Source organism: Accumulibacter sp. (genome assembly GCF_023806565.1).
Classification (GTDB): domain Bacteria; phylum Pseudomonadota; class Gammaproteobacteria; order Burkholderiales; family Rhodocyclaceae; genus Accumulibacter.
On sequence record NZ_JAMTDV010000115.1, the window covers coordinates 1 to 13454 of the forward strand.

General features: G+C 63.5%; 15 protein-coding genes. 6 read left to right on the plus strand and 9 right to left on the minus strand.

Annotated elements, in window-relative coordinates:
• Positions 1–372, plus strand: a 372-nt coding sequence (locus NFV80_RS12660) for a phasin family protein (protein ID WP_295327670.1), incomplete at its 5' end; no start/stop codon positions are given.
• A gap of 61 nt (positions 373–433) precedes the next feature.
• On the opposite strand, the gene NFV80_RS12665 is transcribed toward NFV80_RS12660, so the two are convergent.
• Positions 434–1528 (minus strand): hypothetical protein, encoded by a 1095-nt coding sequence (locus tag NFV80_RS12665; protein WP_295327668.1) that lies wholly within the window; start codon positions 1526–1528, stop codon positions 434–436.
• Positions 1529–1807: 279 nt separating this feature from the next.
• On the opposite strand from NFV80_RS12665, the gene queC reads away from it, so the two are divergent.
• Positions 1808–2512, plus strand: coding sequence for a 7-cyano-7-deazaguanine synthase QueC (gene queC, locus NFV80_RS12670; protein WP_295327666.1), 705 nt, complete (start codon positions 1808–1810; stop codon positions 2510–2512).
• A gap of 15 nt (positions 2513–2527) precedes the next feature.
• Here queC and NFV80_RS12675 read toward each other — a convergent pair whose 3' ends face one another.
• The 3 genes from NFV80_RS12675 to sulP all read right to left on the minus strand — a co-directional run bounded on the left by NFV80_RS12675 (position 2528) and on the right by sulP (position 6511).
• Positions 2528–3844 (minus strand): hemolysin family protein, encoded by a 1317-nt coding sequence (locus tag NFV80_RS12675; RefSeq protein ID WP_295327664.1) that lies wholly within the window; start codon positions 3842–3844, stop codon positions 2528–2530.
• A gap of 25 nt (positions 3845–3869) precedes the next feature.
• Positions 3870–4631, minus strand: coding sequence for a TerC family protein (locus NFV80_RS12680; RefSeq protein WP_295327662.1), 762 nt, complete (start codon positions 4629–4631; stop codon positions 3870–3872).
• A gap of 164 nt (positions 4632–4795) precedes the next feature.
• Positions 4796–6511 (minus strand): sulfate permease, encoded by a 1716-nt coding sequence (gene sulP, locus NFV80_RS12685; RefSeq protein WP_295327660.1) that lies wholly within the window; start codon positions 6509–6511, stop codon positions 4796–4798.
• A 218-nt stretch (positions 6512–6729) separates the two neighbouring features.
• Here sulP and NFV80_RS12690 point away from each other — a divergent pair, with 218 nt between their 5' ends.
• From NFV80_RS12690 to NFV80_RS12705, 4 genes are all read left to right on the plus strand, one after another.
• Positions 6730–7272, plus strand: a complete 543-nt coding sequence (locus NFV80_RS12690) for a GNAT family N-acetyltransferase (RefSeq protein WP_295327658.1) — start codon at positions 6730–6732, stop codon at positions 7270–7272.
• A 195-nt stretch (positions 7273–7467) separates the two neighbouring features.
• The gene (locus tag NFV80_RS12695; RefSeq protein WP_295327656.1) at positions 7468–7725 is read left to right on the plus strand and encodes a hypothetical protein; all 258 of its coding nucleotides are present in this window, start codon (positions 7468–7470) and stop codon (positions 7723–7725) included.
• Between the two features lie 6 nt (positions 7726–7731).
• Positions 7732–8409, plus strand: coding sequence for an MBL fold metallo-hydrolase (locus NFV80_RS12700; RefSeq protein ID WP_295327654.1), 678 nt, complete (start codon positions 7732–7734; stop codon positions 8407–8409).
• Positions 8410–8460: 51 nt separating this feature from the next.
• Positions 8461–9519 (plus strand): DUF2914 domain-containing protein, encoded by a 1059-nt coding sequence (locus NFV80_RS12705; protein WP_295327652.1) that lies wholly within the window; start codon positions 8461–8463, stop codon positions 9517–9519.
• Positions 9520–9565: 46 nt separating this feature from the next.
• Here the strand turns inward: NFV80_RS12705 and NFV80_RS12710 are convergent, their stop codons facing one another.
• The 5 genes from NFV80_RS12710 to NFV80_RS12730 form a co-directional block, all read right to left on the minus strand.
• The gene (locus NFV80_RS12710; protein ID WP_295327650.1) at positions 9566–10522 is read right to left on the minus strand and encodes a DMT family transporter; all 957 of its coding nucleotides are present in this window, start codon (positions 10520–10522) and stop codon (positions 9566–9568) included.
• Between the two features lie 17 nt (positions 10523–10539).
• Positions 10540–11004, minus strand: coding sequence for an SCP2 sterol-binding domain-containing protein (locus NFV80_RS12715; RefSeq protein WP_295327648.1), 465 nt, complete (start codon positions 11002–11004; stop codon positions 10540–10542).
• Positions 11001–11921, minus strand: a complete 921-nt coding sequence (locus NFV80_RS12720; RefSeq protein WP_296758891.1) for a U32 family peptidase — start codon at positions 11919–11921, stop codon at positions 11001–11003. Before NFV80_RS12720 ends, NFV80_RS12715 begins: the two co-directional genes overlap by 4 nt.
• 5 nt (positions 11922–11926) lie before the next feature.
• Positions 11927–12940 carry a peptidase U32 family protein gene (locus NFV80_RS12725; protein WP_295327645.1) on the minus strand — a complete coding sequence of 338 codons (1014 nt, stop codon included), beginning with the start codon at positions 12938–12940 and terminating at the stop codon, positions 11927–11929.
• Between the two features lie 154 nt (positions 12941–13094).
• A partial coding sequence (locus NFV80_RS12730) for a HipA domain-containing protein (protein WP_295327643.1) occupies positions 13095–13454 on the minus strand: 360 nt, incomplete at its 5' end.

The following is a 13454-nucleotide window of genomic DNA, read 5'->3' on the forward strand; positions in this document are numbered from 1 at the left end:
GGATTGAAGGTGCCGGGGCTGAACATGGACGCTCTGGTGGCGAGCCAGCGGGAAAACCTGGAAGCGCTGAGCACTGCCAACCGCGCGGCGCTGGAAGGAGTGAAGGCGGTCGGTGAGTGGCAAGCGAGGCTCCTGCAGGAGACGATGCACGAGCTGCGCGCGGCAATCGATGCGGTCGGCAAGAGTGGCTCGGCACACGAGATCGTCGCAGCGGAGACCGATCTGGCGAGGAAAGCGCTCGAAAAGGCGGTTGGCGAGATGCGCGAGCTGGCCGAGATCGTGGTCAAAGCCAATCAGCAGGCAACGACAGCGATTCTCCAGCGGATTCCCGCAAGTCTGAACGAAATCAGGGACGTGCTCAAGGTTCCCTGAGCACCCGCGGCGCACCTCGGGCGATGGGGATGAGGCGTGTGCGCAGGCAGTTCGGCGAGGGCTAGGCGGTGCGGGATAGCAACCAATTGCGCCACGGTTCGTCGGGCGCGAATACCAGGACGCGTCCTTGGTGCTTGTCGACGATCAGGAGATCTCCGGCCGTGTGGAACCGGCCCGCTCCCTTCGCCACCGCCACCGCGCAGGGCTTGGAGATCTCTTGGCGGCGGAGCACTCCGAGCCGCCTGCCACCTTTCGCTATGAAATGCAGTGCGCCCGCTCCGAGGCCCTTGCGATCACCGAACTGGGCAACGACGAAACCCTGCGCGACGGTCGTCAGATCGTCGAATATCTCCAAGGGCGAAGTGGTGAGCACCTGTGAAGTGCCGGCGCTGCCATCGCCCTTGATCGGGACGCTGCCCAGCACGGCGGCAGCCGTTCCGTCGCCCGTGTAATACAGCGTGTTGCCATGCACCTCCAGCCCGTTTGGTCGGCAGCCCGCAGGGCGACACCAGAGCATTGCCTTGCGCGTGTTCCCGGCGAGGTCGGCGGGCACCCGATAAATGGCTGCCGCAACTCCCGGAACGCTGTTGGCGACATAGATGGATTCGCCCTTGGCGTCGATGGCAATACCGTTTGCCAGGATGTTGTCGGTGAGGCTTACCGCCCGTTGTTCGGCGCTCGCGACGTCGCCGGGCAACTGAGCCACGTACTCGGTGAACGCCAGCGGCGTTCGCCGGAGGTCGCAGCGGACGATCCACGACTCGACGCGAAAGGTGAACGCCGCCACGTACAGTTGCAGCAGCCCCGTGGCCGTCTGTTCGACGCTGTTGACATCATCAAGAAGCGCCTTGACCAGCGGATGCTCGCTCTGATGAACATAGGCGCATGCCAGGTAAAGGTGGTCGCCGTGCGCGGCGAGACCGTTGATCATGCAGGGCATCCTCACGCCCGGTACGGCCACCGGAATGAGTCGTGTGTGGCAGCTACCGTCGGGAGATGCCAGCAGTTCGTACACGCCCTCGCGCCCGCTTACGAACAGCCGTTGCGAGTCGGTGAGCACGAGACTTTCGGCGTTCGGCAGATCCCGACAAAGCGTGGTCAGCGTTCCGTTCGACGCCTGTGGTCTTGACAGCAGCGATGTGTAAAAGGAGATCATGCTGGGCCCCTCGTGGTGGTCCTTGCAACCCGGTGCACGGTTCAGGGAGATTTTGGTCGCGCAGCATGGGCAGCGTCAATAACATTATCCAATGCCGATGGTACCTGATGACCATGGCCGGCAGGCGTTGCGCCTCTGTCATCGAGGGCGTGTGGCAGAGACTGTCACCGCGGTTCGCCGCAAGAGGTCGCCCGCTTGCGCCGGCATACGCGGGAGATTCTCGCGGCGATGTCAGAGACGCGAGCTGCCGGTGCTGGAAAGCGGTATAGTCACGATCAAATGCATGGCGATTCTCATTCCCCTGTCGGCAGGCCGGCAGTCGTCCTCCTCTCGGGCGGGCTCGATTCGGCAACCACGCTGGCGATCGCCCGCGCCGAAGGTTTCCAGTGCCATTGTCTCTCGCTTGATTATGGGCAACGTCACCATGCCGAACTGCAGGCGGCGGCGGCAATTGCCGAAGCGCTTGGCGCCCGTGAACATCGGGTACTGCGCCTGGATCTCGCTGGCTTCGGCGGTTCGGCGCTGACCGACCAAACCATTCCGGTTCCCGTCGCCGGTGTGGATGCGGGAATTCCGGTGACCTACGTGCCGGCACGCAACACCATCATGCTAGCGCTGGCGCTGGCCTGGGCCGAGGTGCTACGCAGCCGCGACATTTTTGTCGGCGTCAACGCCGTCGATTTCTCTGGATACCCCGATTGCCGTCCGGAGTACATCGCGGCTTTTGAACGAATGGCCAATCTCGCCACCAAAGCCGCCGTCGAAGGTGCGACGCTGCGTATTCATGCGCCACTGATCCATCTTGCCAAGGCAGAGATCGTTCGGCGTGGCACCGAACTCGGCGTGAACTTTGCCCTGACGGTCTCCTGCTATCAGGCCGACGAAAGCGGAAGGGCATGCGGGGTGTGCGATTCGTGCCGATTGCGGCGAGCTGGTTTTCTCGCCGCCGGTCTTGTCGACCCGACCGTGTATCGTCCGGGCTGAAGGCCAGCGGGTTAATCAATGCTCGGCGGCGTTCATCCGCTGGCCCGTCGCAAGCCGTGAAATCAACACCTTATCCACGCGGTTCCGGTCCATGTCGACGACCTCGAAGCGGATGCCGTCGCTTTCGAAGTGATCGGCAGTTACCGGAACACGACCGAGCATGTACATCACGAAGCCGCCGATGGTGGTGAAGGCGTTTTGCCTCTCGCCCGGCAGTTCCCCGTTGATCCCGACAAAAGACTTGATGCGTTCGATGCTGAGGTCCCCGTCGGCCAGCCACGATCCGTCTTCGCGAACGACAATGGCACACTCTTCGGGAATGTCCGGGTTTGGCAGGTCGCCGACGATCGAAGTGAGCACGTCGGTGAGCGTGACCAGTCCCTCCAGCTCGCCGTATTCGTCGACTGCCAGAGCGCACTGCTGGCGCGCACGACGGAAGGTTTCGAGCAACTGGGTGACCGTGGCGCCGGCCGGTACGTACAGTGCAGCCCGGACGAAAGGCTCCACGGCAAGCGGTGCGGCGAACAGAGCCATCTGGAGCAGATCGCCGGTGCGCAGGACGCCGACGATGTTGTCCAGGCCGCCGCGGCAGACGACGACGCGTTTGTACGGACTCTCGGCGAGACGCCTGCGAATTTCTGCCTCGTCGTCATTCAGGTCCAGCAGGTAAATGTCCTTGCGGGGGGTCATGATCGAGCCAATCCACTGTTGGTCGAGGCGCAGAACGTTGGCCACGATCGCCCGCTCGCTGGCGTGGAAGACGCCAGCCTCGGCGCCCTGTTCCATCAACAACTTGATCTCGTCGTCGCTGATCGACGGCTCGTGCGGGCGACGTACGCCGAGCAGAAACAGCAACAGGCTGGATGATGACGAGAGCAGCAGGACCAACGGTCCGGCCATTCGCGACAACAGATTCATCGGCCGTGCAATCCGCGCTGCAACCCGCTCCGGCGCCAGCAGTCCGAGCTGCTTGGGCACCAGTTCGCCGACCACTACCGAGAGATAGGTCAGTACGCCGACGACCGTCGTCATGGCAATGCCCATGGCGTGATCGGCGATTGATGGAAACTGGCCAAGCCATTCGGCGAGCGGAACGGCCAGCGTCGCTTCCCCGATTGCTCCGCTGAGGATGCCGACCATGGTGATGCCCACCTGCACCGTGGACAGGAAGATCGAGGGTTCTCGATTCAGTGCCAGTGCCGAGCGCGCGCCTGTATTGCCGTCTTCCGCGAGTTTCACCAGGCGTGCCTGTCGCGAGGACACGACGGCAATCTCCGACATTGCCAGTACGCCGTTGAGCAGGATCAGGCCAATCAGTAGTGCGGCGTCCATTGCGCAGGCCTACGTCATTGCGCAATCAGTCGGGGTCGCGACGCGTGTAAGGCGCGTGCAGGTGTACCGGTGCCGCGTGCTTCTTGCGCGCGCGCATGTTGAGTATCTCGACCATCACCGAAAAGGCCATGGCAAAATAGATGTAACCCTTTGGTACCTTGTGCCCGAAGCCCTCGGCGACCAGCGCGACGCCAACTACCATCAGGAACGACAAGGCGAGCATCTTGATCGTCGGATGCTCGGAAACGAAGCGCCCGATGACCGACGCGAAGGCCATCATCAGCGCCACCGACGCCACCACTGCCGCGATCATTACGGCGACTTCGTCGACCATGCCGACGGCAGTGATGATCGAGTCGAGCGAGAAGACGATGTCGATCATGATGATCTGCAAGATGATCGCCGAGAAGGTCGCCGGCACGGTGGTCGATGCATGCCCCTCCTCGCCCTCGAGCAGCTGATGGATTTCCTGTGTGCTTTTCCATACGAGGAAGACGCCACCACTGATCAGGATCAGATCGCGCGGCGACACCGCCTGCCCCATAGCTGTAAAAAGAGGCGCGGTCGCGCCGACGATCAGCGAGAGCAGCAGCAACAGCGCGATGCGCATGAACATCGCCAGGAACAGGCCGATCCTCCTGGCCTTCTCGCGTTTCGCCGGCGGCAGTCGGTCGACCAGGATGGAAATGAAGATCACATTGTCGATGCCGAGCACCAACTCGAGCGCGGTGAGCGTTGCGAAGGCCATCCACATTTGCGGACTGGTGAGAAGGGTCATCGGATCCATTGCGGTGCCCATGGTAGACGGACGGTGAGCGAGCAAGCGGACGCCATTATAAGTCGTGCCTGCTGTGCAATCCGATTCCGCCAGCCGGCGGGCTGCACGCATCCGCCGCCGAGTGGCGAGCGAACGCTGCAATGGCCGGTCGCTACTCAGTCTGCCGGAAAAGTCTACCGAACCCGACCGGCAAGCTCTTCGAAGGCATCATTGGCCGAGAGAAATACCCTTCCCGACAGCGTCGCCCAGAAGGGGGTACGCTGCAAGCGATCCTGGACCGGCCCCTTGACCTCGGCGAGATGCAGTCGGGTACGCCGTTCGCCGAGCTCACGGTTGAGTTCCGCGAACACCTCGACCGCGGTCGCGTCCATCCGATTGACTGCGTTCATTACCAGCACCACGTCCCGAATTTCGGCCGACGATTCCAGCTCTTGATTCAGTCGTAGCTCGACCGCACCCAGGTTGCCGAAGAAAAGGCTTTCGTCGATGCGCAGGAAGAGCACTTCCGGAATCGTTTCCACGTCGTGACGTTCGACGTTGCGAAAATGTTCGCTGCCGCGAATCCTGCCGATCACCGCGATATGCGGTGTGCTCGCTCGTAGCAGCAGAGTGCCCATGGAGAACACGACGCCGAGTCCGATTCCTGTTTGCAGGCCGAAGGCCAGCACACCACCCGCCGTCCCCACCCAGGCCAGCCCGTCGGCACGGTCGTAGCGCCATGACTCGCGCAGCGCGCGCAGGTCGATCATGGGGTACGCTGCCACGATGATGTTCGCCGCGAGAACGGCCAGCGGCAAGCGGGCAAACCAGTGCGCCGCTCCGGCCACGACGCCGATCATCGTCAGCGCCGAGACGATGCTGGCGAAGGGCGTCTGGGCGCCAGCCGCCACATTTACCGCCGAGCGGGAAAGACCGCCGCCGACCGGCATTCCCCCGTAGAAGGCCGCGACCACGTTGGCGGCTCCGAGTCCCAGCAACTCCGCGTTGGCATCGACGCGTTCGCGACGCTTGATCGCCAGCGCCTGCGCCATGGTGATGTTCTGCACCATGCCGACCAGGGCCATCACCGAGGCAGCGACGACCAGCGTCTTGCAGGTATCGTAGGCAGGCAGGAATGGCGTGAAGCGCGGCAGCCCTTCGATCACGGTGCCGACGACGGCGACACCGTGGCGGTGATCGAGGTCGAAAGCGACGACCACGAGCGTACCCGCGAAAACGACCAGCAAGGGCGTCAGGCGAACGGCGAATGCTGCCTTGTCCCTGTCGATGCCGATCCGGAGGAGCCAGCAGGCGAGGCTGTGGCGGATCGCAAGCAGGGCCAGCAGCGCCGACACGCCAATTGCTGCGGTTGCCAGGTGACTGTTCGGGATCTGGCGCAGCAGGTCCGCCAGCAGCTGCCACGTGTTATCGCCAGTGATCGAGAGACCCAGCAGATACTCCATTTGGCTGACGACGATCAGCACGGTAGATCCGGCAATGAAACCTCCGACCACCGGCCGGCTGAGCAACTGCGAGAGAAATCCCAGGCGCACCGCGCCGCAGACCAGCAGCATCGCACCTGAGAGCAGCGACAGCGCTGCCGCCAGTGCGAGGTACTCGGGTGACCCTGGCGCGGCAAGCGGACTGAGCAGCGAGTAGGTCATGATCGCAGTGATCGCCACCGGACCCACCGCCTGCACCATGCTGCTGCCCAGCAGGGCGTAGGCGATGACCGGAAAGACGCTGACGTAGAGCCCGACCTGTGGCGGCAAACCGGCGAGCAAGGCGTAGGCAAGGCTCTGCGGGATCACCAGCACGGTGACGATCAATCCCGCCGAGAAATCGGCAACAAATGTTCCCCTGGAATAGTTCCTCGCCCAGGTTGGCAGAAACCGCTTGGAGAGAGGCATTGGCGCGCGCACTCGGGAAAGCCGTGATTGGGGAAGCTCCTGCACAGTATCCGTGGCGAGTGTGGAGCGTGTCAATTGACCGCGCTGCTTGGCGCTCGATACACTATTTCACCCGGCTGCAAGTGCGGTGTCGAGTTGTCGGCAGTTCCAGCGAGGGTTCGGCCCAACCCCCTTGTTTCGTTCGCGTCTTGCACGGTGCGCGAACAGTCTGCAATGGAATGGATATTTCAGACCTCAACCACTACCGCGTCGAAGAAACGTTGCGCGATGGCCGCACGGTCATCGTGCGAGCGATCCGGCCTGACGACAAGAAGGCAATGCTCGACGCCTATCACGAGCTCGGATCGCGCACGATCTACATGCGTTTCTTTGCTGCCCACGGCGAGCCGACCACGAGCGAATTGCGGGCGTGGACCGAAGTGGATTTCGTGTCGGTCGTGCGCCTGATCGTGTGTCTGCCTGATGCAGACGGCGAACGCATCGTCGGCGGCGCGTCCTACGTGATGCGGGTGGCCGATGATCCGGCGGCCGGCGCCGAGATTTCGTTCACTGTCGAAGACGACTTCCAGGGGCGGGGACTCGGTGGGAAATTGTTGCAGCATCTGGTGCGCATCGCACGCGCTGCCGGCATCACTCACTTCGTTGCCGACACGTTGCTCGAAAATCACCCGATGCTTTCGGTTTTCGAAAAAAGCGGTCTGCCGATGCGGCGTCGGCTGGGTGGCGGTACGGTGCAGGTCAGGCTGGATCTCGCGACCTGAATCGGCGCGGCGCGCCGGTCTTGCCATCGCGCCGAGGCGGATGCGGGCAACGATCGGCAGGTGGCGTGATCGCCGAAGTGGCGATTCGTGATCGTCCGCACTTTGGGAGTAAGATCCGGTCGAGGAATTTCCGCAGAAATCGGGCTTTCTCGTAAGCGATGTGATCCCGATCATCGTCGCAAAGGCGCAGCCTCCATGTCTTCGTTCACTGCCACCGCTCACGCCACCGCCATCGAAGCGGCCCTGGCCGGCAACTGGGAGCGGGCGCACGCGATGGTCCAGGAACTGGATGACCCGCTGGCCTGCTGGGTGCATGCGATCCTGCACAAGATCGAGGGCGACGCATGGAACAGCCGTTACTGGTACAGCCGTGCCGAAGGGCGACGCTTCGACGATTTCGCCGACCCACGCGCCGAGTTGCACGCGGCACTGGCGGCGACGGGGAAAGGATAGAGAAGCATGGGCCCGCGTACTCGTTTCATCACCTCGGAAATCACCCAGGTCGGTGGCCCCGGCCTGAGCGATGCCAATGACGCGGCAGTCTATCTCGTCCAGGTGGCGAACCAGGCGGCGCTCATCGATTCCGGTTGCGGGCGCGCCAGCACCCGTCTGCTGGCGAACATCGCCGCGGCCGGTGTCGCTCCCCAACAGATCCGGTTTCTGCTGCTCACTCACTGCCATTACGACCATTCCGGCGGTGCCGTCGAGATTCGACGCCGCTCGGGTTGCCAGGTCGCGATCCATGCCCTGGAGGCAGGTTACTTGGAAAGCGGCGACCCCAGCGTCAGCGCTGCGTCCTGGTATGGCGACGAACTCGATGCCTGTCCGGTCGATGTGCGGTTGGCCGACGGTGATCGGATCCGGCTCGTCGATCGTTCGATCGAGGTCATGCACATTCCCGGGCATTCTCCGGGATCCATTGCCTACCTGGTCGAATCCGACGGCAAGAGGGTGCTGTTCGCCCAGGATGTGCACGGACCGCTGCATCCGATGCTGTTGTCGAACGCTACCGAATATCAGGCTTCGCTACGCAGGCTGCGGGCACTCGCCGTCGACGTCCTGTGCGAAGGGCACTATGGCATCTTTGTCGGCAAGTCCGAGATAGACGCTTTCATTGACCGATTCATCGAAGACTGAGCGGGCGTCGGCTGCGCTGGCGCACTTGGTAATTGCGGCGAGTTGGTTCCATTGACCTTTCTGCGGCGCCTGTACCCGCTGGCCGCGTTTCTCGCCGGCTTTGTCTGGGACGCACTGACCATCGGCCAGCGCGTCAAGGTCACCGACTTCTGGCGTCTTGGCGCTTTCCTGTTCGGGGCCGCGTTGCTGATCCTGTGGTTGGCGCGGCGAGATGCGCGCGAACTGACCGCACCGGAGCCGGGGGGAAACCTGCGGCGGCGAATTGCAGGATTCTGGTGGCAAGTCCCTTACCTGCTGTTGCAGTTCTTCTTCGGCGGCATCTTTTCGGCGCTATTCATTCTCTACTTCAAGAGCTCGGGCCACCTCGGCACGTGGTTGATGGCGACTTTCCTTGGCGTCCTGCTGGTTGCCAACGAGTTTGCCGGCAAGTACTTCGGGCGACGATTCACGCTGGTCTGGGGGCTGTTCGCGCTCAATGCCATTCTGTTTTTCAATTTCGCGCTGCCGCACGCGGTCGGCAGCCTCGATCCGCTCTGGTTCTACATTTCGACTGCAGCTGGGGTGGTCCTGGCGCATGTTCTCTGGCGCCTGTCGCCCGGTCGACCCGGTCGCATCGTCCCTTCCTGGCTGCTCGCCGGGCTGCTCCTGCTGGCCTGGCAGCAGGACATGATTGCCCCGGTTCCGCTGGTCAAGCAGGATCTGGCTGTCGGTCACGACTTCATGCAGGAAGGCGATCGTTACGCGCTGCAGGTGGAGGCGCCGGCGCCGTGGCAGTTCTGGCGTGATCAGTCGCCTACCGTGCACCTGCTGGAAGGTGAAAAGCTTTACGGAGTGTCGGCAGTGTTCGCACCGCTGGGCGTCAGCGCCGCCCTGCAGCATCGCTGGGAAGTTCGCGAGCCGAATGGCTGGCGCGAGGTGTATCGCAACCGATTCCGCAGCACCGGAGGCCGCGAACGGGGCTTTCGCGGCTATTCCTGGGTCCTCAATCCCCACCCGGGCGACTGGCGCCTGATCGTCGCGACGCAGGATGGGCGAACGATCGGAACCTTGCCGGTACGGGTCGAACGCGGAACACCGCTGCCTGAGGAAGTCGTCCTGCGGGAATTTTAGGAATCCACCTCCACAGCGTCCCCGGAGCGTTTCGCCCGCCGGCAATCTACACCGGTCCGGCCGGGCGAAACGCACGCACGCCGAGAATCACGCCGACGACCAGCAGCCCGATGCCGATCAGGGCCGAGGCGCCCGGCAGTGAGCCTCGCCAGAGGAAGGCGTAGGCGAAAGCCGCGAGGGTCTCGAAAACGATCAACTGGCCGGTGAGTGCAGTCGGCAACAGTTTGCTGGCGCGGTTCCAGAGCAGCGTGCCCAGCCACGAAGCGCACAGGCCGAGGGTCAGCATCAGTCCGACGTAGCGCACTGGCTGCGGTCCGAGCGGGTAGTCGAAGCCGTCGGGCTGCCAGAAGCCGGCAAGCGCCATGCCGATGGCCGCCAGGGGCAGGGTTGCCAGACCCTGCGCGATCGCCCAGGTACCCGAGGCGAGTGCTGGTCGCCGGCGCAACCAGCGCGAATTGCGCACCGGGTACCAGGTCCAGGCGGCGACCGCAGCCAACGCCAGCAATGCGCCAAGAAAATAGTTGTGCGTGCTGCGTTGCCCGACGAGTTGCGCCATCTCGTGGCCGTTCACCAGGGCAATGCCGATCGCGATGACCAGCAGCGAGGGCAGTAGGCGCCGCCAAGGCAGCGCTTCGCCACCGAAGTTGGCGACGATGGCGATGACGATTGGCAGTGTGCCGATGAGCATCGTCGGCAGGGGTGCATCGGCCAACTGGATAGCCGCCGAAAGAAAGAGGTAGTAGAGTAGGTTGCCGACCAGTGCCAGCTCGCCCGCCACCTGCCAGTCACGACCTGCCAGCTGTCGAATACGGGGCAGATCGGCCCAGGCGAGGAGCAGTGCGATGACGCCGAAACCGAGGTAGCGACCAAAGGAGAGCATCGCCGGCGAATAGTCCGGCAACATCAGCGGCACAACGAAAACCAGGCCCCAGAGCAGCCCGGCACCGAGCGCGCTTGCGACGCCTTCGACGAGCGTGCCCGTCGCCGGCAGTCGTCGCTGCATGATCTGTCGCGGTGTGGTCAGGCCTCGGGTCGCGTCGGGCGAAGAAAGACCGGCAAGCTCGGTGGCCACTCGATGGCGTCGAGCATGTTCTTGACCACCAGTCCCAGCTCGGTGTCGCCGACGATCGACAGATCGCGATGGAAGAACAGCGTATCCGGGTCTTCCTGGCGTGCCAGCAACTGCAGGAAAGCCGAGAGCCGGGCCCGCAGGCAGAGGTCGGGCGAAGCGGGCGGTGAAAACAGCGGGCGAAAGAGACCGTCGCGGTAGCAGAAGCACGCGCGGCTACCGGCATCGAGCACCTCGACGACGAAACTGCGGCCGGCGAGCTGCGCCAGGCTATCTTCGGGAAAGACGCCGATCTTCGCCGCTGCATTGAGCGCCGTCGCCAGCGCCAGCGAGTGCGGCCACTGCGGCAGGCGGTTACCGATCGTGGCAAACACTCGCGGCAGCTCGAAACGGGGAAACGAAAGGCTTGGGATCATCGTCGGATTCCTTGTGCGGGGGCTGCGTTCCGCTGGTGCAGCGTGATGCCGGCTTCACCGAACCAGTAGCCATCGACGAAGCCGCTGCTCGCCCAGGCCGAGCGATTCGCCGTGACGGGCTGGCCGTGTCGCGCCGCGTCGAAAGCGGCGATGATCTCGGTCATCGATCGCTGCTGCGGACTGATGCGGATCACCTCGATTCCCATTGCGAGCATTTCGGGTACTTGCCGCAACAGGTCGCAAGTCTGCGCCGACATCGTCTGAATGCCGTTGATCGTCAGGAAAGGCTGCCCTTCCCGGGTACGCAGCATCATTCCCTCGGGGTGATCGAGACACTTGAACTGGCAGTCGTCCTTGTTGAGACCGTAGCGACGCGCGGTGAAGCAGCGCGCCGAAAACGCCAGTGGCAGCCTGCCGAAAACGAAGACCTCGGTTTCGACTCCTGGCGGGCGACTGCGATGGACAGTTTCGATCAGTTGGCGGTCGGCTTCCAGCGGCGGTACCCAGCGGCACATGCCATAGCGGGCAAAGGTCGCCAGCGTCACTTCGTTGTAAATGTTGAGATGCGGCCCGGCGACAAACGGCCGTCCCGCCGCGACATTTACCGCACCGAGGTCGTTGGCTTCCAGCCGAGCGCCGGGGATTTCGCCCAACTGCTCGACCCGCCTGCGCAAGGCACGCAGATCGCTTTCCGATTCGAGCAGCGCCTGCGCCGAAACGACGACCTCCTTGCCCGCGTCGCCGAGGTCACGGGCCAGACCGACCCAGTCGGCGCCCCGCATCTGCTGGCGTCGCGAGCACACGACCTCGCCGACGTAGATGATGTCGAGCGCCGGGTTCTGCGCCATTGCGGCGTAAAATTCGAGCACCTCGTGCTTCGACCAGAAGTACAGCAATGGTCCAAGAGCGATCTTCATTGCCGTCAGCGCCACGGACGGTCATAGGCGCCGAGCGTCACCTGGCTGCCCTCTGATACCCGCGCCAACTCGGCCTGCCACGCGGGTCTCACGTGGAAGCGCTGGTTCGCGTTGGCCAGTTCGTCGAGCGCAGCGCGCAGCGTGCGTGTCACCTGAGCGACATAGGTCGGACTGCGCTGCCGCCCTTCGACCTTGATTGCCGCGACTCCGATGCGCGCGATCTCCGGCAGGATCTCGAGCACGTTCAGGCTCGTCGGTTCTTCGAGAGCATAATACGTTTCGCCATCCACCTCGAAGCGTCCCTTGCACAGCGTCGGGTAACCCGCTGGCTCGTCGTCGCGAAAACAGTCGATCAGGATGCCGTTCAGGCGGGTGTTCATCTCTCCCGCCGATTTCTCCCACTTCACGTATTTCGCTGGCGAGCAGGCGCCGACGGTATTCGGTGATTCTCCGGTGGCGTACGAAGAAAGCCAGCAGCGGCCCTCGTTCATGACGCACAGGCTGCCGAATCCAAATACCTCGATCTCGACCGGCGTGTTGCGGATCACCGTCTCGACCTGCGCCAGTGTGAGCACGCGCGGCAGGACTGCCCGCCGTACGCCGAACTCGCGATGTGCGAAATTGACTGCTTCGTAGCTCGTCGCCGAACCCTGCACCGACAGATGCAGCCGCAAATCCGGGTAACGCCGGCAGGCGTAGTCGAGCAGACCGACGTCGGCCAGGATCACGGCATCGACACCGAGGTCGGTCGCGCCATCGACCGCGCCTTGCCAGTCTGCAGCCCGTCCCGGCTGTGCGAAGGTGTTGATCGCCAGCAATACCTGCCGACCGCGTGCCTGGGCGTAGCGAATGCCTTCGACCATCGCCTTGCGGTCGAAGTTGAGACCAGCAAAATTGCGCGCATTGGTGTCGTTGCGATAGCCAAGGTAGACGGCGTCGGCACCGTGATCGATTGCTGCCTTGAGCGCGGGCAGGCTGCCGGCAGGGCAAATCAGTTGAGGAACTTTCTGGCGCGACATGGGGAAACCCCTGCAAGCGAAGCAAGCCAGTATAGCCGGGTCCGGCACCTGGCACTTGATGCGGGTCAATTCGGCGGGCAATCGTCGGCATGGTCGGCGCCGGGTCTCGCCGATCCCGCCGCTCGCGGCCGCTCCCCCGGCATCGGATAGAGCTTCAGCCGATTGCCAAGGAGAGCCGATGGCTGCGCTGAATGTCGTCCCGCCACTCGTCCGGCAGACCGGCCAGCGCCGCAAACTCCGGCCAGCGGCGCACTGCCGCTTGCACTTGGGCGATGATCGTCGCTGCCCGTCCTCGTTTCATCAGTGCGGATTTCGCGCAGGTCTCGAAATCGTCCCGCGTGAAATGGTCCCTCTTGCCGTTCAGCGTCATCTGATGCAGCGAAGTCCATTTGCCCGACGGATTGTAGCTGTAGGTCACGTCGAACGCTGGCGCGAGTGACCACTGGCCCTGCCTGTCCATGAGGAAGGCGATGTTCTTCACGTGATCATCCTGGTTGCGGGCGACGATGTTGAA

Excerpts from the sequence above, each read along its gene's own strand:
- NFV80_RS12665 (WP_295327668.1), bottom strand. The coding sequence starts at position 1,528 with ATGATCTCCTTTTACACATCGCTGCTGTCAAGACCACAGGCGTCGAAC.
- queC (WP_295327666.1), top strand. The coding sequence starts at position 1,808 with ATGCATGGCGATTCTCATTCCCCTGTCGGCAGGCCGGCAGTCGTCCTC.
- NFV80_RS12675 (WP_295327664.1), bottom strand. The coding sequence starts at position 3,844 with ATGGACGCCGCACTACTGATTGGCCTGATCCTGCTCAACGGCGTACTG.
- NFV80_RS12680 (WP_295327662.1), bottom strand. The coding sequence starts at position 4,631 with ATGGATCCGATGACCCTTCTCACCAGTCCGCAAATGTGGATGGCCTTC.
- sulP (WP_295327660.1), bottom strand. The coding sequence starts at position 6,511 with ATGCCTCTCTCCAAGCGGTTTCTGCCAACCTGGGCGAGGAACTATTCC.
- NFV80_RS12690 (WP_295327658.1), top strand. The coding sequence starts at position 6,730 with ATGGATATTTCAGACCTCAACCACTACCGCGTCGAAGAAACGTTGCGC.
- NFV80_RS12695 (WP_295327656.1), top strand. The coding sequence starts at position 7,468 with ATGTCTTCGTTCACTGCCACCGCTCACGCCACCGCCATCGAAGCGGCC.
- NFV80_RS12700 (WP_295327654.1), top strand. The coding sequence starts at position 7,732 with ATGGGCCCGCGTACTCGTTTCATCACCTCGGAAATCACCCAGGTCGGT.
- NFV80_RS12710 (WP_295327650.1), bottom strand. The coding sequence starts at position 10,522 with ATGCAGCGACGACTGCCGGCGACGGGCACGCTCGTCGAAGGCGTCGCA.
- NFV80_RS12715 (WP_295327648.1), bottom strand. The coding sequence starts at position 11,004 with ATGATCCCAAGCCTTTCGTTTCCCCGTTTCGAGCTGCCGCGAGTGTTT.
- NFV80_RS12720 (WP_296758891.1), bottom strand. The coding sequence starts at position 11,921 with ATGAAGATCGCTCTTGGACCATTGCTGTACTTCTGGTCGAAGCACGAG.
- NFV80_RS12725 (WP_295327645.1), bottom strand. The coding sequence starts at position 12,940 with ATGTCGCGCCAGAAAGTTCCTCAACTGATTTGCCCTGCCGGCAGCCTG.